Origin of the sequence: cf. Phormidesmis sp. LEGE 11477 (assembly GCF_015207105.1) — a bacterium.
In the GTDB taxonomy this organism is placed as follows: domain Bacteria; phylum Cyanobacteriota; class Cyanobacteriia; order Phormidesmidales; family Phormidesmidaceae; genus Phormidesmis.
In genome coordinates this window covers 18,567-39,102 of sequence record NZ_JADEXO010000050.1, presented here as the reverse complement: position 1 = coordinate 39,102, position 20,536 = coordinate 18,567, and the positions used below count along the sequence as shown (strand labels likewise).

Below are 20,536 nucleotides of genomic sequence, written 5' to 3'. Positions count from 1 at the left end.
GCTATGAGATTAGTGACAGTGCCGAGCTGATCGAGCTGGGTTTGAAGAGAATTGCTGAGTTCAATCGGGGAGACAATCGTAAGAAGAGAGTTTGGCAGTTCTCCTTTAGATTGGCTACGCACCACCGTCATCCGCGTTCCTACGTTTAGCCCCATATAGCGTAGCGGTTGCTCAGCTACCCAAAGATCGACGTCTAACTCTCGTAATGTCATAGCTTCTGATTCTGCCTAGCGCCCGACAACTCAACTGATTGAATAATGGAATAGATAGTTGCTCGTGGTGGACATATTGACAGATAGTCTGTTGACATGGCTAATAATTCTAGGAGTGCGATCGCACCTTATCTTATAACCCCAAAGTTTTGAAACTGAATAGATAGATTAAAGCAATAGCACCATGTGACGAATTTTTTATTGGTTGCGTACGGCTATCCACATAAAGATAAATCCGTAAATTCGTAATTGGACTCCAAAAGCCATGTGCTTTTCTACACCAGCCTAAATTTAATTACTCAATAAAAATACTTTTCAGAATACGCATCACGTTCGTCACTAGAGGCAATCCCTATGCTTCCACAAGATTGTATTCAATCTGACTTTATCCTATGTCACTCAAACATTCGACCTGGCATTCGATCTGGTACGCAATCAGCGAATGTTTGAAAACTTCGGTAGACTTAGTTTTCGCCTGCTGAAGTCAGTTTACGCAATTGATCGATGCTGAATTACGAATCTAGAGTTGACATATTTTTTGATTGGGGGTTTATTGTTAGGTGTCAATACGTAATCCAATAGTCGTAATAGAACCAACAAAAGGCTGAGATAGTTCAGTTTTTCTACTCAGACAATCTTCTTCACAGCGTTACCATGTACTGGCATTGGGCGTTGGCAGGGGCATGTCCCTGGCGGCGGTATCTCCTACTCGCGTGGACCTATGTGTGGATTCAGCTGGTCTCTGCTGATAAAGAGACACTCGAAACTTCCTGAAAGAGCAAACGTTGGTCCTTTTTATCAAATGCAGAAGCTGTCACTAGAGGGCAGTGTGAGCAGAGGACAGACAGTATAAGCACGTCACTAAGAAGCTAGCAAGCTATTAGGTTTGAAGCGCTTTCTTCCCGTCATATCTCCATCTATTTACTTTCATCTACCCTCGGTTGAATCTCTATTAATTTTGTCAAAACTTCCGGTTTAACTTCCACTGACGAATGGCAGTGGTGGCTTTCCGTAGCTGGCTAGCAATACTCTTAATAGACAGGAGTTTCCGGTAGATTTCTATTCTTGCAATTCTATTCCTGATTCTATTCCTGTAAGTAGCTATCTATTACTACGGATCCCCAATGATAATGCGGTTTCTACGTGGGTGGTATCACGGTAGATGAAGCTTTTAAGATGAATTAGGTTTAACCAGTGCTGATGCCTTCACAATCTCTTCACATAACATCTCATCACAGCTTTTACCTTTCAAAGTTTTTACGTCTTTTCTAGGTTGCATCTCCGATGTCTAAACATTGGTAAGGAAACAGGAAATCTCTATGAATATGAACGCTCAAAACATGTCAGGCGGCATGCATACTCAAGGTGCAGGTCACTCCAATAATCATCAGATGGCTGGCCATGCTTCTCTCATGAGCTTAGTGCCTGAGTCTGCAGTGACTCACAAAGCAGTGAGAAGTGGTTCCTGGTTCAGCCCTAATACATGGGCTGGAAAGAAAGTGCCAGACAACAACGCTAATGTCATGATTGCTGATGGTGTTAAAGTCACCTATGACAAAGAAAGCGATGTTCAGCTTAAGACGGTACGTGTAGACGGTACGCTCACGTTTGCTAGGAACGCAGATACCAAAATGGTGGTTGATACGTTAATCAACATGCCCAGTGGTACGCTTAGCATTGGTACCAAAAACAATCCAATCCAGTCTAATAAGACTGCCTCAATCGTAATTGCCGGAGAAGGCAAGATCGATACTAAGTGGGATCCTACTCAACTTAGTCGGGGCGTTGTAAGCCATGGTCATGTCGAAATATTTGGCGCGGATAAAACTGATTTTATTGCTTTAAAGGAAGATGCCGAGGCGGGCGATCGCTACCTGGAATTAGACGGTGTTCCCAAGGGCTGGCGTGTCGGTGATAAGCTTGTCCTCGGCGGTACTCGATACAATCGATTTGGCTCTCATGAAAACAATAGCCGCTTTGGCGATGAAGAGCTTACTATCACCGAGATTGCTGGTAACCGTGTCAGATTCACCAACGACGACGTCAAATCTGACGACAAGAAGAATGCTCTTAGATTTGATCACACTCGCCCAGATATTCCTGAAAAGGATCGAATCAAGCTCTACGTTGCTAATGTTACTCGTAATGTCACCTTCGAGAGTAAAGACAGCAAAGATCTGCCAATCGATCAGCGTGGACATGTCATGTTCATGCACAATCCCGATATCAGCGTAAACAATGCCGGATTCTACAACCTAGGTCGTTCAGATAAATCCAAGATAGTTGACGACCCAAAAGAAAACATGGACGGCTCGCCCGGCAAAGGCAAGAATCCTAGAGGACGATATAGTCTTCACTTCCACCGGACGGGCGCGGATGATATCAATGGTCAAGCAGCTGTTGCTAACGGTAATGCAATTGTCGATAGCCCTGGCTGGGGAATTGTTCATCACGATAGCTACGCCAATCTTTCAGACAACGTTGTTTTTGATGTTGCTGGCACTGGAATCGCCGCAGAATCCGGTAACGAGCTAGGTACCTGGAAGAATAATCTCACTATCAAGACTACTGGACCCGGTAGAAACATAAGAAGTCGCGAAGTCCAGAGGCGCGAGGACAAGTATGACTTTGGATTTAATGGAGAAGGCTACTGGGTACAGGGTGCCGCGCAAGTTGTCATGGAAGACAACGTTGCTATTAGTGCTCACGATGCTGGCATTACTCTTTTTGGAGACGGTCAAGGCAACGAAGTGCGAGACGTTGGCACGATTCTTCTCAAGAATCTTCCTGAACGAATTCAAGCACTTTTCCCTGAAAACAAAGAGAAAGTGGATATCACTGATGTTCCGCTTAATAAGCTCAGTGGCTTTCAAAGCTATAATACCGACGTCGGTATCAGAGTATGGTCTCAGCTAGCTAACTTCGATGGCCAGATGGAGTTGGACAATAGAGCACCCAATGCCATGCATAGCGGTCGTGCTACTATCGATGATTTTACTGTTTGGAAAGCACGCACTCAGGGCATAAATACTGACTACAGTTCCAATATTGATTTCGTTGATGGCCTGATTGTTGGAGATGTTGAAAACCCTAGCGGCGATGGCATTGTTCATAACCACGCGACTAATGGGCTTCGCTACATAGACCTTACCGTTCGTGGCTTTGGAGAAGGTTACAATCCTCAATTCCCCGATGTAGAGAAGAATGGCATTGTTACGACCTCTATCGAAGACAGCGTCTTTGGTAACAATAGATTCAATTTGGCAGAAACTGGTGAGTTCAAGCGAAGCAAATATGCTTTAGATGACTACCCCACTCTCTTGAAGATAGATAATACCGAGTTCGAAATTAGCAAAAGAAATAATAGGCTTCCTGTTCCCAAATTTAGTGGTACTACCGTAGGTGGGCTATCCGCCACCTTCGATGCCAGCAAATCTTACGATTCCGACAAAGTTGAATATCCTGGACCTAGTCAGGGCATTGCTAGCTATGGATGGGATTTTGATGGAGATGGCGAGCTTGATAGATTTGGCCGCAAAGTTACGCATCACTTTGAGCAAGCGGGTGAGCATGAAGTCTCTTTACGAGTCTTGGATAGTCAGGGCGCTACTCAAACTCTCACTCAGACTGTTGAGGTAGGTCGCACTGCCTATACCAACCCCTTCAAAGATGGTGATATCGATCAGAAGACAAAACTCAATGGAAGTAGACGCAGACGCCTAAGCAGTTTGGCGGCAGGAGATGGATGGAAAGGAACCGACTATGTTCGTGTCGGTAATGGCAGCATAGAGCTAGCAAACACTAGACGCCGCAGAGCGGGATTAGGCCAGGTTGTCCAAGATGACGGTCTCCACAAAGGGAAGCAGACGCTCAGCTTTGGATTGAAAAACATTGAGGGTAGCAGAGATAAGGTAAGAAGAAACAAAGTAACTGTTCAACTATGGGGTGTTAATGGGCAGTTCGATGGTCTCCTTTCAGAAGGAAGTGGACCAACCCAAGCGGGTACTATTCCTATGACCCGAAAGTTGCTGTTTGGAAAAACTTATGGCGGCAGTGATGGGTTCTTCAACTTTAAAGATTTTGAAGAAACAGTTGATTTAGGCAATGGCTACCAGCATTTGGTTGCTAGGGTGAAAACCGACCGGACTAGCGATCGCGGCGACTCTGTTGCCCTATCTTATTTCGAGCTAGACGCCGAAGGTGCTCCGCAAGGAATACTTCCCATAACGAAGACAGACAGTGTGACTGCTCCAACTGTTCCTGATCCACAAACCCCAAAAGATCCAAACTCAGATCTAGCCAAGCTTCGCCGATCGCCTAGCTTAGTTGCTCAGTTCAGCTTTGATGAGGGTAAAGGTCCCTCAACCAACGATATTGGTAGTGCCGGTACTCGACACAGAGGCTTGCTGAAAGGCGATTCAATCTGGGCGAGAGGACTTGAAGGTGACGGCATTGCTTTCTCTGGGAATGGTGATGTCAGAGTTGCTGACTCACGCAGCATTAATCTAGGTATCCATCAAGAACGGACAGTCTCTGTTTGGTTTAAGGCAGATGAAATCTCGAACAATAGTGGCAAGCAGGTTATCTACGAAGAAGGTGGCAAGCTCCGTGGACTCAATATCTACCTTGATAAAGACCGCCTGTTTGTAGGGGGCTGGAATGATCCGCGCCGTGAAAGCGGCTGGTCTGGAACATGGCTAAAAACCGACAATGTTTCAGAAGATACCTGGCATCATGTTTCGCTGGTACTTGACGGCGATAGCAAGCTCAAGCCTAATTCGCTAAGAGGCTATTTGGATGGCGAACAGTTTGGTGTAGGTTCAGCCTCCCAGCTCTGGAGCCATACAGGTGGTGTTGGTATCGGCGGCGTGGCCGGCAGTAGTCGCTTTCATGATGGCAGACGTCAAGGCGGTGGACTGACAGGTCTAATTGATGAAGTCTCTGTTTTTAACAGGGCGCTTAACCCAGACCAAATAGATACTCTCGCAGACTCGAGCTTTCTATAGGTCTTCTATAGATAGAAGTAGAGCTGGGGCTAACGAGGGGTAGATTGAACATTACAGGACCATATCGCAACGAAGCGATATGGTCCTGTAATGTATGGGCTATTGCTATATGTGCAGGTGGTATGTAGATGCTGCTGTAGCCTGCAGTGACAAAGCTATAGGGCTTGCTACTTTGCTACATACATTCACATTCTCTAGAGGTGAAACCCTTATCACAACAGAGCGACGTAACAAAGGCTATATGCGCGTATGTGGCAAGCAGGCTTCTAATCTAAGAAGTTGAAGATGCTGAAGAATGTACCTAAAAGTCGACCTACAGGGTTAACTGCTAAGCCTACGGTATCTGAGAATGTCGCTAGCCCCGATCTGGCTACGATTAGAACATCATCTTCACGCAAAAGAGGATTGGTTTCCTCATTTATGCCATCGCTGAGGTTCACAGCAACTTCTCGCCGTTCTACCGAGCCATCTGGATTAAGTCGAATGAGTCCCACTACGTCTCTATCGGCTCGCTGAGCGTCAAAACCACCTACTGCTAACAGGACTTGGTTAAGCGGTGTGTTGGGTGATACTTGAACTGGCCCCGGTCGGCCTACTTCGCCTACGACAAAAACTGTGACTTCTTCAGGCGAAAAGTTAGCATCGCCTAACTGGGCGGCTTCTGCTGGATCTATGACTTCTGCTACGGGAATAGCGACCGTATCGCCTGAGCGCAGCACAATATCGCTAGACATATTGCCATCTTTTAGTAAATTCCAAAGATTTACCTGTAGTACTTGCGCCTGTCCAAAGCGATCGGGGCGATAGACTTCAATCTGCCGGATATCTGCTCTAGAAGAAATTCCACCAGCTAGCCGTAAGGCGTCTGTTAGCCTTGGAAAAGTAACCGCACCATTGTTTCGAATGGGAACAGTGTAAGTGCCCGGACGCCCAACCGCTCCAACGACGCCAATTTGAAGTGGTCGTAGAGTTGTTGGCACAAGCGCGACCTGAGGCGATCGCAGATAAGGCATGTACCGCTGTGCGATCGCCTCAGACGCACCGGGTAAGGTAAGTCCGCCTAAAGCAATCTGACCAGTTACTGGTAGGCTGACAGTGCCATCTGGGAGCAACACAAAGTCCCCACCGTATTCAGGTGCCCCAAAGACATCAATACGGATCTCGTCACCTGGGCCCAGCACATATTCGTTCTCCCATCCGATTGCAGTAGTTGGTGCAACTCCAGGCGGTACTATGTTGCCAGCATCACTTGCTGGCCTAAGCGCTGGCGAGACAGGCTGAGACAAACTGCTAGGCAGAGTTGGTAGAGTCTCTTGCTGCGAAACAAAAACAGGTGAACCGGAACCCGATCTAACAGAGGTAGAAGGCTCGATTGTTTGCCTCGCCTCAGGGGTGGTCGCCGCAAGCGCTTGCTGGGAAGAGGTTACAACTCCGATACCACAGCATATGGACAGCGCCGCAGCAATGCGTCTGGTGGAGGGCGACAAAGAAAGAGACTTCATAGCAAGCAATCAACTCAACGTAATGTTAATTTCACACTCTCTCCACTATCGATCGACTATCTGTCTTCGGGTATAGCTTGAAGAGAAATTCTTCTAAAGTTAATCAATCATCAGCAACTAAGCGCTTTTGTATCAAGTCATGGTGAAGTCACCTTCGTCGAGGCGCAAGATTCTGTATATTTTTCTATATATCTGTATATAGGCTGTGCCTAATGCACTTTATCGTCATACGGATGCTACGTAGATCAATCATCCTTATAGATCTTATAGACATCATCAACCTCAGAACAACTACTAGCCTTTTCTGAAGTTTGTGTAAAGATAAGGCCCGACGGCTACGGTTATTTTTCCCTGTGCATTATATTTTTTATAGCTGGAAATACGTATTTCACTTCCTTCAAATCACTGCTACGGCTCACATATTGATAGTATTGATAAGCCAGCGTGAGGGGAAGTTTCGGTTGATTGACAGACTCGCTGCTCTGGATTGCCTAAGTCTGCACTAGCTGTGGACTTCTTCGCATTCTGTGCGTCTGTTTAAACCTGTTGGTGATCATCTGGGTATCTACTAACTGTTTTGATGAAGACGTGTTTCCGAAGATGAGAGTGCATCCGCTCAAACGAGTAAATCGTATTGAGCTAAGTTCAGTAAAACCTCTTAAGTAAACATAAATGCAGCAAACAACTACACCATCAAGTGCTTTGCGGTCTTCTAAGCGTACGGCCGTCAGTTCTATCATGAATGCTTTGCCCAAAATTGCATTCTTGGGTACTGCTCTACTTGGTACAGCTTTTGTCCTCACCGCTCCAGCTCAGGCTCATAGCCTTAAGGGTAGCTTTGACCTCAGTGGTAATACGCGAGTTGGTAGGCCGAATGCAAGTGCGCCTGGTATGGCTCCGGTCAAGTTCAGAGGAGCTGTCGGTGTTGATGATACAGGCACGTTCTCTGGGGCTACTGTTTCGAGTACCCCAAAGATTAAGAAGCTCAAGCTGACTAGAACTCCTTCAGGAACGTACTCCACTCCCGCTGTTGAGAGCTTCATCAGCTTCGGGGCAGTTGACTTTGGCAGTAGAGGATCGGGCGTGCTTACGTTTGATCTAGATGCTTCAGAGTTCGACAGGACGCTTCCAGCAAGTTCTCTGGAGATTGCTAATAAAGACTTCTCAGGCTCATTTAAGCTTGATGGCAATACCTTCATTAGTAATGCCTTTGGCTCTTTCACGGCTTCTCGAGTTTCGGGCACGAGCTTCGATTACGACTTGAGCGTAGGCGAACCCGTTCCTGAGCCTTTGACAATCCTAGGATCAATAGCAGCCGTGGGCCTTTTAGGCGTTGGCAAGCGAGAGCTTAGCAAGGCAGGTGCCGGAAACTCTGAAGATGACGTTGTTTAACGAGTCTCGGATAATTCGGTTTTAGGATGATTTGATGGAACGTTTCGTTCTAGCGCCAGCTCAGTCAGGCAAGTTTTTCTATCTATATTTGGTAGGAACTGTGGCTGGGCTGGCAGTTGTCTATCTGACATTGGTTGATCGCATTGGTAACGAGAGCTTGTTTGGTAATGGGTGTCTTTTTTGGGGTGCCTGTATTTCCCTACTTTGGCAAAAGCGACATGAGTTTTTGTTTGGTAGCGATCTTATATCGAGCACTACTGGTCTATTAATAGTAACGGTAGTCTTAGTGAGGACGGTTTCGCTGCCTACCGAGTCTGTACTACTAGCCTTTCCCTTCCTCTCTTTACTAGGAATTACGCTAATAGCTTCTGGCTGGCGCGGGCTGAGGCAGTTCAGAAGCCCTTTACTGATTCTATTTTTTCTAGGACTACCACAGCTCTTGATTGGTACATTCTTAGATATCTCTATCGTGACGGCGAAGGTGTCGGCTTTCCTGCTCTGGTATGTTGGCTTTGATGCTGTGCTGAAAGGTGTGTTCATCCACTTGCCGGGTGGGAGCATTGAGGTTTACCGAGGATGTTCTGGACTGGCGAATATGCTGTATATGTTAGGAATTTCTGCCATATTCAGCGTCTTTCTCCCACTCAACCGCTCTAAGCAGTTACTTTCTGTTTTTGTATCAGTGTGCTTAGGCTTTTTTGTCAATGCGGTTCGGGTGGCTTTGTTGACTATATTAGTTGCGAACAGTACAGAGGAAGCCTTTGAGTATTGGCACCTGGGCGAAGGTTCTTTGATCTTCTCGATGCTGACGGTAATGCTTTTTGGGTGCTTCTATATTTTGCTGATCAAATGGCAAACCCCCAAGGGCGTAAAAGAGCCACAGCGAATTGACTTATGAAGCCTGAAGGATTATGGACTTCCATTTGGCGGTTTTTATTGCTATTTAGCTTTGGCGGTGTCTACATTGCTTTGGCAGCAGTCGTTCTGAGACCATCATCTACACAGGCAAAATCAGAGCCTTTCCTCTTCCCTGATCAAATATCTATCTCAAGCTGGCAGTTTGTCGATGCCGATGTCATAGAAGGGCCTAATGTTCGACGGCAAGGCCGACGGTACCGATACGCTCAGAACGAACGTACCTTGGTAGCTACTCTTTGGTATGGCCGCGATGGAAGAGCTTGTCAGAACCTTTTGCGTGAGCAGCTCTCTGCTTCAGGCTTGCCTGCCTCTAGTGAGCAAGCCAGCGAGGAGCAAGTCAGTGCTGACCAAATTAGTGGCGATCGGATCGGTAATGTTTCAGCTGATGAGGCCCAAGTAGGTGGTGGTCGAGTAGGTGGTGGTCGAGTAGGTAGTGCTCAAGTAGGGGACGCTTCAGTGCAGGCTGCTTCTGCGATATCAGTTCATACGTCGATTGAAGGCTCTTACAGATACATCAGTCAGCTAGGGGTAGACTCTCTACAGGCTCTGATTGATGCTAGAGGTGGGAGCGTGGTTACTCACGAACAATTCATGCGTAACCGCTATCGATATTTTCTTCGTCCTCGATCGATGCTGCGGTGGCTGACAGGCAAAGAAAGTATCGTTGGCGATCATGATTGTCTCCTTACTGAGCTCTCGATCGAAACTACGTCAGCGCTCAGCCGTCCGCTACTAGACTCAGCTTGGCAAGATGTATCTCAGTGGGGACAGGCCCAATTGTACGCAAAGCCATAGATCTTCCCTTGCTGCTTAGGTCTAGTTAGCTAAGTTCATATTGCTCAAGCTCATAGTTGCACCGCTACCCGTAGCGGCAAGTCTCTTGGCTTTTTTATTGACATTTTATTGATATGACTTCAATCCAAAATACTCCAGCCTCGGCTGAGAACAGTGTGGTGACTGGTGGTAGCGTGACTGATAGTAGCGTAATCAGCAGCCGGGTTGATTCGCTTTGGGACTTTAGCTCGGGGTTATTGCAGTCTGTTCGGGTTCTGCGCTTCGTGGGCTATGGGTTACTGCTGCTAGCGCTTTTAGACCTCGCAGAAGTGGCCATTCCTCCTCAATTTATGAATCCGACGTGGGAGTTTCAAACGATGGGCGCGTTAGTTGAGCGCGTTCCAGTTCCTTTAATAGGTTTGGGGCTGGTATTTTTAGGGGAAAATAGCGGCCGATCCAAACGGGCAAAACTTTTGCTGAAAGTGCTCTCTTGGCTTTCGTTGCTGGTGGCTATTTTGTTTTTCCTATTGGTTCCAATGGGCGCTTTGAACACCGTACGTATCGACGAACAAAACCAACAGAGATTGGATGTTCAACTTAGCCAAGGAATTGCTGAGCTTGAAGCCGTCAGTCAAGAGCTTGATAGCGCTACGACTGCCAATGAGATGAGCAGCTTGCTTGCCTCTATTTCAGATGAAGCAGTTCCTGTGATTGAAAGTAGACAGGATGTACGCGAGGCTAAGGCTAGCTTAGAGACTGCTTTGGCAGAAGGCGAGTCTGCTTTGCAACGCGATGCCAATAGGACTTTGGGTACTCAAAGAAGGCGTTTACTGAAGCGCTCTGTTAAGTGGAATATTGGGGCGATCATCTCGGGTGCTTTGTTCTTCACTATCTGGAAAGGAACTAGCTGGGCCCGCCGTTAGCTCAATACCTGTCTTCAACGTTTAAGAAAAGGCATAGCCTTTGATTGTGCTAAAAGCAAAGTGCCGAAAGCTGTATTAGACGATGCTTTGTAGGTGTTGAGCGATTAGTGTGTTGATAGCTGCGATGTCGAAGCGATCGCGCGCTTGCTCTTGAGCAAGTTGAGCAATCTGCTGACGCTGCTGAGGCGCACTGCGACAGGTCAAAATTACCTTTGCTAGAATCTCCGGCTCTCCTGGTGGACAGAGCCAGCCATTTTCTCCAGTGTCAATCAGCTCTGTGGCACCACCTGCAGCCGCTGCAATAACAGGTGTTCCACAGAGCATCGACTCTACGATTACTCTGCCGAATGGCTCTGGTGCTGTAGATGTGTGCGTAACTAGATTGCAGGCGCTCATTAGCTGAGGAATATCTGAACGAAATCCAAGAAACCTGACGCGACCCTCTAATCCTAGCTGCTTCACTTGACGATGCAGTTCCAAGACGTATTCATCCTCTCCAAATAGAGCATCTCCTACCAAAATAGCTTTAGTATCGTCAGGACATAGGGTCAATGCCTTCAGCAATATATGCTGCCCCTTCCAAGGAGAAAGACGGCTGAAATGACCAATCCAAAAGCCGTCAGTCAGGGCTAGCGTCGTTCGCAGATGCTCGGTTTCTGCAGGTGCGATCACATACCGATCGCTATCAAACCCGTTATACACCACCCGGCAGAGCTGAGAACGGCCACCAGCGGCAACAAAGGCTGTCTGACTTGCCTGTGAGTTAGCGATGACTAGCTTAGCGACCCGGTTGGCCAGAGTGACTAGCACCGTACGGTTGATTTTGCTGAAGTGATCGGGTGAGATAATGTCGTGCAGATGATACACTAGCGGTCGCTGACTCCAAAGGCTAGCTAAAGCCCCTATGACGAGCGCCTTTGGGGTATTGGCATAGATTAGGTCATAGCTGCGCGCTGTGCCTGCTACTGCCTGTACTAGCGGCAATAGCTGACTCGTACTGCGAAGGCTAGTTAGTAAACTGCTCTCTTTGCGAACGTTGATTGTCTGCGTGGTGAACACGGTTGTCGGAATTTCGTGCTGTGCTAACAGGGCTCGAAAAGGTCCGTCTGCCAAAAGACCTACTATCGAGTGCTCACGGTAAGGCTTTGCGATATCTAATAAACAGAGCTCAGCTCCCCCCGGCGTGCCGCTTTGATCTAGAAATAAAATTTTCATCGAAGGGCTGTTCATTTAGAGAAGCCTCAAAACGTGCAAGCCGCTATGGCAGCCAAGTAGCCAAAAGCTGTAGTCGTGAAGTTTAAGGGACAGGCATCAACAGAACGTCTCTTACCCTTTGAGCGATGGTAGGCCAGCTAAAGTTCGCAACCGCATAGCTGCGACAGCTCGCTCTATCTGGCAGGCTAATCTCTCCAGCGATCGCCCGCTGCAGTGTCTGAGTGATTGAATCAGTATCAGCAGTGTCTGTGATTAGATCGAGCGAGAGACCGCTTAGTACTTCTGGCATACCGCCAATTGGCGTACAGATAGCCGGCGTTCCACAGGCCAAAGACTCTAGCAAGACTAGGCCAAAGCCTTCTAGCGACTGGCTGGGCATAACCGTTAGATCAGCGGCCTGGTACGCCATAGGTAAGTCTGCTTCAGGCAGGAAACCTAGAAAGCGAACGTTGTTTGCTAGTCCTAGGCGCTCGACTTGTGCTTCTAGCTGCGATCGCAAGGGACCCTTACCAGCAATGGCTAGCCAAACTTCTGGCACAGCCTCTGTGATTTCTGCTAGGGCTAATAGTAAGTTGTCTAATCCCATCCGGTGAACCAAGCGACGCGGAGTAAACAGAATAAATCGATCCTGGGGCCAGTTCAATTGAGTCCGTGCCTGCGTGCGATCGCAGCTTATTTGAAACCAATCGGTATTTACCCCGCCTGGAATAACGTGGATTTTATTCCAAGGTACTCGATACGACTCATGCAGTATCTGGCCAAATGCTTTACTGAGCACAATGAAGCGATCGCAGCGCTGATACACCTGCTGCTCAATCCAGCGTTTGACCATCACGCCAAGTTTGCTAGAGCCCTCTTTATCGCTCTCTAGTGCCCACGGCCCGTGGAAGTGAAACGTGGTCGGCACGTCTGCTGGAAACAAGCTCATCAGCGGTAAGCTGTACAGAGCAAAATGCAGATTAATAGCATCTACTCTCTTGTGCGATTCTCTTGTACGACTGTCCAGATAGCTGGTTCTAGTCTGTCTAAGCCGCTGCCAGAGAGAACGATCTGGATCTGCTAGATTTGTCAGCGTCACTGGAAAGTCTGCAGCTGATTCAGGCAGCCCTACACCGCAAAGTTCGATAACATCTCTTCTTTTCGACAGATTGTAGGCCAGCTCATAGACATAGCGATCCAAGCCTCCGGGTGTAGCCGGAAACCATGCATTTCCAACACAAACGATAGAGGCAGGCAGATCTGTACTTTCCATTTCCTTTAAGGGCTTGCTGAGAGTCATATTAGTCATACGGACTCGTTTCAATTGTTCTGTTTTACCGTCTTTTCAACCACCACAAATGCCTAAGCTTCACTAAAAATTGAACTTTGGTTGACCAGCAAGAGAGTTTTCTAAAGCTAAGCTCGTAGGTGAGAGTACATATATGTTATTAGTAGGAGTGATCCGCATCACTTAAAACCAGGGTGATTTCCGTTGAGTTTGAAGTTTTTTAACCCAGGTACCTACGGTGACCACTTAGCTAGGGCTAAACAGCTCAGCAAGCAAGCCATAATTAGGGCCAACTACTATCTGGGCAACTACCAACCGGTAATCTGGTTAGCAGGTGATGGCCGTAGCGGCACTACCTGGGTTTCTAATCTGCTCAACTGGCATGGCAGCTACCGAGAGATGTTTGAGCCATTTCATCCTGAGCTAGTTAGTGGTCTAGAATCTTTTAAGCTACATCACTATCTTAGAGTAAACGAGACTGCACCTAGTCAGACTAGAATATTAGAATCTATCTATAGTGGTAACTTCTACCATGAGCGACCAGACGCTTTTAATCGGCGTTTGCTCTATGAAGGTCTCTTAGTAAAAGACATCTTTGCTAATCTACTCGTAGGTTGGGTCAAACACAACCTCTCCCACGTCAGACCTGTTCTTGTGGTTCGCAACCCGTTTGCGGTGGCGCTTTCCAAACAAAAGAGGACTCAGGGAGTTTGGATGACAGAACCTAGAGATTTCTTATCTCAGCCCGCGCTAGTAGAAGATTACTTATTACCCTTCAAAGAAGTCATTGAGCAGGTTGGTGATGATTTTATAGAGAGGCAAATACTGATCTGGAGCATCATCCACTATGTTCCATTTCGGCAGTTGGCTTTAGGTGACGCCTATATTCTGTTCTATGAGAACCTCTTTGAGGAGCCAGAAAAAGAACTCGCTGCTCTCTTTAGCTACCTTTTTGAAGGTGTGTCTGTGACACCGGGGCCAGAGCTTCTAGCGAAGATACGCAAACCTAGTCAAACTCCCGGTAAGGATAATAATATTCTTTTAGGGAAATCTCCTATTGAATCCTGGAAAGATGAATTGTCTTCTGCTCAAATCGATCGGGGCATAAATATACTCGGCCAGTTTGGTTTAGACAAAGTCTATGGAACTCGATCTAGACCAGACAAGAATTTCGTGGAAAATTTCATCAGTCGTGATTGCTAGCTCTTCGTCCAACGTTCATCTAACAGCTCGTATTGCTGAGAGCTCATATTATTTGTAGGTTGAGAAATGCTTTTATTTTTGGTGCCTTTGAAAAGTTCAAAGATGTCGAACTCATGGGAAAACACCTGCGCGTTGCTAGAAAGATCGCTCAAGTCCATATGTGCTCAAACCAGCTCGAAATTCAGAGTTTTAGTCGTTTGCCATGAGCAGCCTCGCCTCGAGTTCCAGCATCCTACTATTGAGTTTTTGAGCGCGAGCTTTCCTGCTCCAGAGCCAATAAACTATGAAGATCAGTTTCCAATGCGCGAAGCAAGAAGAGATAAGCATCGCAAGATTCTGCAAGGCATTTTGCATGCACAGCAAGTTCAGCCTTCTCACATCATGCTGATGGATGCTGATGACTTAGTCTCTAACTCTTTGGCAGCGTTTGTGAACCAGCATGAAGCTGAACCTGGTTGGTACATAGACAAAGGATTTGAGTATTTTGAGGGAGAAGGTCAACTATTTCCCATTAGGAAGCGCTTCTATGGAAAGTGTGGCTCATCTCATATAGTCAGATTTGATATTCTAGAAAAGATAGCTCAAACAACTTCGCTCTCAGACATGCACCATAGGTTCTTGCATCATCAAGATGTAAGAAAATTTGTTGAGAAGCAAGGATTTTCGCTATCGCCTTTGCCTTTCTCAGGAGCCGTGTACATCACTAATCACGGAGATAACATATGGGCTTCGCAGGGTGTTCTTTTAAAGAGATATGGCCAAACGCCAAAAGCTTTCGCGTTGTTTTACCTTCGGAAGTTTTTCAAAGCTATGGCCTCACGAAAAAAGAATGATGCGCTAGTACAAGAGTATGGCATCTATGACATCGCTTCTTGATGTATTTTGGCTCTCCGCGCGCTTTGCTTCCTGATGCATTCTGGCAGAGTCCTAGACATGCAAATGTTCTAGGCGCGTAAGTTGCCTACGTGTGTAAGATATGTCGACTTGCAGTGTGAAGCCTTAAGCAGCGCTTTAAGATGAAGACAAGGCTTTGAGATGAGCATACATAGATTTAGCAAAATAATAGGAAAAACAGGTAGTGCGCTAAACCCATGAGTGAGGATTAGGTGAGGATTGCCGAAGCCTGTCTCTGTGGACATTCTGGAGAGACTATGATGCTTTCATGTTCTCTTAACCGGCTTATCTTTCTTCCATAGGCAGCCTACGCGACTTGAAGAAGCCTGTACCTCTATTATGGCAACACCTACTGATCGACCGCTTAGATTCCTACTTGTTTCGCCAACTTATGCTTGTAAGCCTGTAACTGGTGCAGGACAGCGAACCTCACTTATCTTCAATACGCTGAAAACGTTGGGCAGCGTTGATGTGCTACTCGTCGGTGATGTGAAGTATGAAAAGTTTAAGGCATTTTTCCTAGGGGCAAATGCACTGCACATTGCTAAGCCCGGTGCTCGCTCGGAGCTAGGCATTTGGCGATTTCTACGGCCACTGAGTCCAGGTAGGGTCGATGCGATCGCCATTCGACTGGGGGCCAAAAAGTTTATGTACGAACCTGATAAAAACGTTCAACAGCTCCTAGAAAAGCTTCAAAGTACAACCAATTATGATCTAGTCGTAGGCCGATATCTGAGGCCCACGGTCCGCTCTGGCGCACTCTGCAGTAAAAAAGTCCCTGTTGTTCTAGATGTAGATGACCGCGACGATGTCGTTTACAAATCTCGATTGAATCTACCTGGACTCAATCCCATCCAAAGATTTTTTTTCCAATCCTACTTTCGGCAGACGCAGGCCGTTACCACAGATCTATTACCACGCTTCGATCACGTATGGCTGACCAGCGAAGCAGATGTACAGGAGGTTGTTCATCCGTCTAAATCTATCTTGCCAAATATTCCTTATACATTGAACGGCAGTAGCCAAGCAGCCTTTGAGGAAAGTCGAGATTCTAAGGTGGTTTTGTTTGTAGGCAGCTACGCCCATAGAGTTAACGCGGAAGGGGTAGAACGCTTTGTACTGAACTGTTGGCCAAAAATAAACGCAGCGGTAAAAGATGCCACCTTACGAATTGTCGGCTCCGGTAACTGGCAAGCTGTCAAAGATAAATTCGACCAGGTTCCGAACGTCGAGACTGTAGGATTTGTAGAGGATCTAGCAGAAGAGTATCAGAAGTCGGCCTTTACGATAGCGCCTTTGTTTGAAGGGGGTGGTACTAAGATCAAGGTTTTAGAAACGTTGTTCTATCAGCGGACGGCTGTTATCACAGACCACGCTCAATATGGATACGATAACCTCAAGCATAAAGAGTCGCTTTGGGTAGCAGCTACTGAAGCAGAACTGATCGAAGGCTGTATACATCTATTAAGTAACCCTGATTTGCGCGCTGAGATGGCGGCTAAAGGACGCGAGACCGTAGTTCGAGAGTATTCATTTGAACGGTTCTCTAATCTGATTCGGACATCTATTGAGAAATTTATGCCACAGAGAGTTTGATAACACTAGCAGGTTTATGGCAACAGTTGATGTATTAGTGGATTGTTGTGATGCGCGTTTGCCGTCTTGGTAGGCGTTCCCTAGCGCCGCCAAGATAGCGGGTTCCTACCGCTGCTGATGCATTTAGTGCTACGTGCGACCAGGTTCACAGTTTCTGGAGATCGCCTAGGCTAAGTACGGCTCCTATGGCAGAGGGGTTACCGTTGGGAAGTGTATGTAGTCTGCATGCAGCAAGGTGGCGAACGCTACTGCAGCCTACGTCTATTGACGTTTCCCTCTAAGCTGCTGTAAAAAGCCGCCTATAGGTAGTGTAACTGGCGCAATAGCTCTTCTGACTCTTCGTATATTTCAGCGAGCTGCTGTTCATTAAGCTGACGTTTCCACTGCTCAGTCAACCTAGGATTAAAGGCGGATACGGCTGCTTTAAACGGCTGACGAGAGTTTGTATCTTCGATGCCTAAAAAGTTTAGGATCCTGTCTGCTTCGCCCGTTGGATCTGAGCCGAAAGATTCATATCGAACCTCTAATAATTTGTCTGAGGGCAAATCTCTGGTATCAGCGATCGCCTCTTCTGTAAACCTTTGCCAAGCCCAGATACAGCGACGCAGGTCGCTCGTAGTTTCAAACTCCTTGCGCCTAGCGGGCTCGACCCAGAACTGAGCATACGGCCCGTAGGGATATCCTCCTGGTTCATACTTTCCAGAATCAGCGGCGCTTTTAGCTAACCATGGCTTTTTACTCAGCGAGAGCGCTGCATCGCGGCCATCTCGGATGATATGGATAAATTGAGCATCTGGAAAAGCTTCACTCAAAAAAGGAATGATGCAACAGTTGCGAGGTGTTTTTTCAACAAAGCGCAAGTCACCATCGGCATGAAGTCTCATTAGCCATGCATATACTGTCCGATAAAACCACTCTGCCTTTGCCTGATTCCAAAGCCCCTCATATACATATCTAGCCGCCGCCTTGGTCGCTATTGGCTCAAAGTGATAAGACAGCTCTGGCACTTCGGCGAGACAGTCTCCTAAAAAAGTAGTTCCAGAACGAGCTGCCCCAATCAAAAAAACGGGTCTGCTTAGGTTTGGAAACAGCGTTGACCACACCCGATTTAGAGTCAGCGGACGCTGCTTGGTATGATATTTTTCTCTATCCATCCCTGCTGTTCGCTTGGCCAGATATGGCAGACTCTTCCAAGTCACTGGCTTAGCCCAAGACTCCAATCGTGATTCAGCAGCGCTCTCTAACATACTCATTTGCCATACTCACTTACTTTCATGCTGACTGGCTTTGACGACAAATGATCAAGTCCTTGGCTCTGAGGCAGGTAGTTCGATCGTCAGTAGCTGATTAGCCGCTACATCATTCAATATTTGCGAGGTGCCATCTGGCCAATTTATGGTGATCGTATCTGCTTGATCGTCGGTTCCCAGTCCAAAATACAGGCGGTAGTGCCCTTGAGAAAAGTAGGACCCTTCTGAGCTGCCGACTATCTGCGTCTGGGTACCTACCGAAGTTTCTATTGAAACAGATGCGCCAACGGCCTCTAGGTTCCCTGGTATCCCTTTAAGCACTAACGACAGCCAGTGCGCCTTGGAGTGCTGATTTATCCCTTTATTCCTAAAAAGGCGTGCTTGCCACTTCTCGCTGGGATCGCGCCCTCTAAGCCGATTCACTAACCGGTTGAACAACGAATCTCGCCGCTGTGCTATGAGGAAATCTCGAAAGCCGTCATTATCGTAGTCGAGCCAGGAGCAGCGCGCTTTTTGATATCTCATTCGTTCCCAACCAATTAGTCTTGACAGACGCTCTCTAATGACGGCTGCCTCGTTAGACAGGAGTCGAACTCGCTCAAAGGTGTGATCAGGCTGCTGGCGATATAGTCCGCTCGGGATCGTATGGAGATCGCTGTATCCATCGTTGTCGTAGTCAACCCAGTTGGCACACAAGCTATAGGCTGGTAGTCCTTTTTCGAGAGCGTCTTCTAGCTGGTAGCGATTGGTCTCATCCGTTTGTAGTAGATAGCTCTTAATTTTGCCCGCTACATACACATCGAGACTGCCGTCTTGGTCGAAATCAGCTACGGAAAATTGTTTGTTCCTCGGGTCGGCTAGGTCACCCAAAGGCTCGGCGGTAAAAGTATTACCCTGGTTGTAGTACAAAGAGAGCTCTCTGTTCTGCGTGGTCATAACATCTGGGCGGCTATCACCATCTGCATCAAACCAAACAAATTCACCTGCTTTTGGCAAATCCAACCCAACCGATTCAGCTACGTCTTCAAACGTTCCGTCAGGTTGCTGTTGAAAAAGTTGGTGAGGGCGCTCTACTCTCTCAGAGGCGTTTCGACCGCAAGAGTTATAGATGTCTAGTCGGCCATCGCCGTTAAAATCTACCCAGGCGGACTGCCTAGCTGAGCAGTCATCTTTGATCAGCTGAAATTGAAGTACCTGGTCCTCAAAGGTATCTCCTCGATTGACAAAAAGCTCGTCGTAATATTGTTCTGGAAACAGGCGCATTTTGCCGTGAATGCCGCCTCTGCCGATAAAGACGTCGCTGAGGCCGTCATTATTAATGTCCGACCACGACATACTATGACGATCGCGCCACATCAGCTCAAAACGATGAGAATCTGGTGTCACTGCTTCTCGTCCTACAAAAATAGCTGAGAGCGGCAAGCTATCATCGATCTGAACCTGATGAGGAATCTCGACAACTACCTTATTAGAGCTACTCTCTCTCGTCTTGATTTCCAAATGGCCACCAGGGCCTAGATCGAACGCTATCCGGCTAGCTGTGATTCCTGACGGCAGCGCGGTTTGATCAATCTCGACTGTAGCTTGCGACTGTTCAAGTAGCTCTACAATAGCCGAGAGCTCAATAGAGCCGCTGACGCTGCCAAACGCTTCAGTGTCGTGAGCAATCAGGTAAAGAAGATTGCGCCGTCGGTAGATATAGAGCCCTGGCGCGTCTGTCTTGGGCGATCGCGTTGAGTTTTCTAGTTTAGGAAACTGCCTGTCTTGGCTAAGGCCACGTTCGGCCAGCACATCAACGAACTTACCAGATCCGTCCCCTATGAGTAGACTTTGCTGGGCGCTGTGGTTGGTCGTAAAGATATCTAAGTTTCCATCCTGGTTAACATCAGCCACACCAATATCATTGATGTCATAATCGGCAACTGCAACCGGCACAGCCTCAAACTGAGACCCTACCCTAATAGAAAAAGGTTCAAAGAAGAAGGAGATCGCCACCATTACCGCAAAAGCAGAAAACGCTAAAAGAATTAGACTAACTATTGCTTTGCGGCCTATTGCTTTGCGGCCTATTGCTTTGTGGTCTACTACTTTGCGACCTATTGCTTTGCGGAGTTTCATCAGCTTCTCGAACCTACTTACTCTAGACGTATCTCTAGATGTATTAAGTTTTCTCCTGTAACCAACTTTAATTTCAACGGCTTAACTAATAGTCATACCGTCTGTCCGAGGAATTACGCAAATCAATTGATTTTTGCTTCTCATTTAAAGAATAAAGCTTAAAGATTCAGTGAAAATACAGAGAGCTCTCAGTCGAGCGTCAAACACAGATTTGATCTCTATACGTACGGAGCGCCCATCGCCTGCATAGATTACGCGCATCCCTA

14 protein-coding genes are annotated in these 20,536 nt (G+C 47.1%); 8 read left to right on the top strand and 6 right to left on the bottom strand.

The features are described 5' to 3' along the window. Positions 1–212, bottom strand: a 212-nt coding sequence (locus IQ256_RS15335; RefSeq protein WP_228024915.1) for a hypothetical protein, incomplete at its 3' end; no start/stop codon positions are given. 1,319 nt (positions 213–1,531) lie between these two features. Here IQ256_RS15335 and IQ256_RS15330 point away from each other — a divergent pair. Continuing rightward, positions 1,532–5,218, top strand: coding sequence for a G8 domain-containing protein (locus IQ256_RS15330; protein ID WP_228024914.1), 3,687 nt, complete (start codon positions 1,532–1,534; stop codon positions 5,216–5,218). A 266-nt stretch (positions 5,219–5,484) separates the two neighbouring features. Here IQ256_RS15330 and IQ256_RS15325 read toward each other — a convergent pair whose 3' ends face one another. Next, positions 5,485–6,720 (bottom strand): polysaccharide biosynthesis/export family protein, encoded by a 1,236-nt coding sequence (locus IQ256_RS15325; RefSeq protein WP_193856421.1) that lies wholly within the window; start codon positions 6,718–6,720, stop codon positions 5,485–5,487. Positions 6,721–7,458: 738 nt separating this feature from the next. Between IQ256_RS15325 and IQ256_RS15320 the strand changes: the two genes are divergently transcribed. The 4 genes from IQ256_RS15320 to IQ256_RS15305 all read left to right on the top strand — a co-directional run bounded on the left by IQ256_RS15320 (position 7,459) and on the right by IQ256_RS15305 (position 10,727). Continuing rightward, positions 7,459–8,112: a PEP-CTERM sorting domain-containing protein gene (locus tag IQ256_RS15320; RefSeq protein ID WP_193856420.1), complete on the top strand. Its 654-nt coding sequence runs from the start codon at positions 7,459–7,461 to the stop codon at positions 8,110–8,112. 34 nt (positions 8,113–8,146) lie between these two features. Beyond that, positions 8,147–9,010, top strand: a complete 864-nt coding sequence (crtA, locus tag IQ256_RS15315; RefSeq protein WP_193856419.1) for a cyanoexosortase A — start codon at positions 8,147–8,149, stop codon at positions 9,008–9,010. Then, entirely contained in the window at positions 9,007–9,825 is an 819-nt protein-coding gene (locus IQ256_RS15310) for a cyanoexosortase A system-associated protein (protein WP_193856418.1), read from the top strand. The genes crtA and IQ256_RS15310 overlap by 4 nt, the downstream gene beginning before the upstream one ends. A gap of 113 nt (positions 9,826–9,938) precedes the next feature. Then, on the top strand, positions 9,939–10,727 hold the full coding sequence (locus IQ256_RS15305) for an HpsJ family protein (RefSeq protein ID WP_193856417.1): 789 nt from the start codon (positions 9,939–9,941) through the stop codon (positions 10,725–10,727). A 75-nt stretch (positions 10,728–10,802) separates the two neighbouring features. Here IQ256_RS15305 and IQ256_RS15300 read toward each other — a convergent pair whose 3' ends face one another. Together IQ256_RS15300 and IQ256_RS15295 are read right to left on the bottom strand one after the other, a co-directional pair. Continuing rightward, positions 10,803–11,942, bottom strand: coding sequence for a glycosyltransferase (locus IQ256_RS15300; RefSeq protein ID WP_193856416.1), 1,140 nt, complete (start codon positions 11,940–11,942; stop codon positions 10,803–10,805). A gap of 82 nt (positions 11,943–12,024) precedes the next feature. Then, positions 12,025–13,230 carry a glycosyltransferase family 4 protein gene (locus IQ256_RS15295; RefSeq protein WP_228024913.1) on the bottom strand — a complete coding sequence of 402 codons (1,206 nt, stop codon included), beginning with the start codon at positions 13,228–13,230 and terminating at the stop codon, positions 12,025–12,027. Between the two features lie 183 nt (positions 13,231–13,413). On the opposite strand from IQ256_RS15295, the gene IQ256_RS15290 reads away from it, so the two are divergent. From IQ256_RS15290 to IQ256_RS15280, 3 genes are all read left to right on the top strand, one after another. After that, positions 13,414–14,412, top strand: coding sequence for a sulfotransferase domain-containing protein (locus IQ256_RS15290; protein WP_193856415.1), 999 nt, complete (start codon positions 13,414–13,416; stop codon positions 14,410–14,412). Positions 14,413–14,793: 381 nt separating this feature from the next. Continuing rightward, positions 14,794–15,288 (top strand): hypothetical protein, encoded by a 495-nt coding sequence (locus IQ256_RS15285; RefSeq protein WP_193856414.1) that lies wholly within the window; start codon positions 14,794–14,796, stop codon positions 15,286–15,288. Between the two features lie 357 nt (positions 15,289–15,645). After that, the gene (locus IQ256_RS15280) at positions 15,646–16,902 is read left to right on the top strand and encodes a glycosyltransferase family 4 protein (RefSeq protein ID WP_193856413.1); all 1,257 of its coding nucleotides are present in this window, start codon (positions 15,646–15,648) and stop codon (positions 16,900–16,902) included. 299 nt (positions 16,903–17,201) lie between these two features. Here the strand turns inward: IQ256_RS15280 and IQ256_RS15275 are convergent, their stop codons facing one another. Both IQ256_RS15275 and IQ256_RS15270 read right to left on the bottom strand, forming a co-directional pair. Continuing rightward, the gene (locus tag IQ256_RS15275; protein ID WP_228024912.1) at positions 17,202–18,155 is read right to left on the bottom strand and encodes a sulfotransferase; all 954 of its coding nucleotides are present in this window, start codon (positions 18,153–18,155) and stop codon (positions 17,202–17,204) included. A 48-nt stretch (positions 18,156–18,203) separates the two neighbouring features. Further along, positions 18,204–20,270 (bottom strand): CRTAC1 family protein, encoded by a 2,067-nt coding sequence (locus IQ256_RS15270; RefSeq protein WP_193856412.1) that lies wholly within the window; start codon positions 20,268–20,270, stop codon positions 18,204–18,206. Positions 20,271–20,536 lie beyond the last annotated feature (266 nt).

Excerpts from the sequence above, each read along its gene's own strand:
- IQ256_RS15330 (WP_228024914.1), top strand. The coding sequence starts at position 1,532 with ATGAATATGAACGCTCAAAACATGTCAGGCGGCATGCATACTCAAGGT.
- IQ256_RS15325 (WP_193856421.1), bottom strand. The coding sequence starts at position 6,720 with ATGAAGTCTCTTTCTTTGTCGCCCTCCACCAGACGCATTGCTGCGGCG.
- IQ256_RS15320 (WP_193856420.1), top strand. The coding sequence starts at position 7,459 with ATGAATGCTTTGCCCAAAATTGCATTCTTGGGTACTGCTCTACTTGGT.
- crtA (WP_193856419.1), top strand. The coding sequence starts at position 8,147 with ATGGAACGTTTCGTTCTAGCGCCAGCTCAGTCAGGCAAGTTTTTCTAT.
- IQ256_RS15310 (WP_193856418.1), top strand. The coding sequence starts at position 9,007 with ATGAAGCCTGAAGGATTATGGACTTCCATTTGGCGGTTTTTATTGCTA.
- IQ256_RS15305 (WP_193856417.1), top strand. The coding sequence starts at position 9,939 with ATGACTTCAATCCAAAATACTCCAGCCTCGGCTGAGAACAGTGTGGTG.
- IQ256_RS15300 (WP_193856416.1), bottom strand. The coding sequence starts at position 11,942 with ATGAAAATTTTATTTCTAGATCAAAGCGGCACGCCGGGGGGAGCTGAG.
- IQ256_RS15295 (WP_228024913.1), bottom strand. The coding sequence starts at position 13,230 with ATGACTAATATGACTCTCAGCAAGCCCTTAAAGGAAATGGAAAGTACA.
- IQ256_RS15285 (WP_193856414.1), top strand. The coding sequence starts at position 14,794 with ATGCTGATGGATGCTGATGACTTAGTCTCTAACTCTTTGGCAGCGTTT.
- IQ256_RS15280 (WP_193856413.1), top strand. The coding sequence starts at position 15,646 with ATGGCAACACCTACTGATCGACCGCTTAGATTCCTACTTGTTTCGCCA.
- IQ256_RS15275 (WP_228024912.1), bottom strand. The coding sequence starts at position 18,155 with ATGAGTATGTTAGAGAGCGCTGCTGAATCACGATTGGAGTCTTGGGCT.
- IQ256_RS15270 (WP_193856412.1), bottom strand. The coding sequence starts at position 20,270 with ATGAAACTCCGCAAAGCAATAGGTCGCAAAGTAGTAGACCACAAAGCA.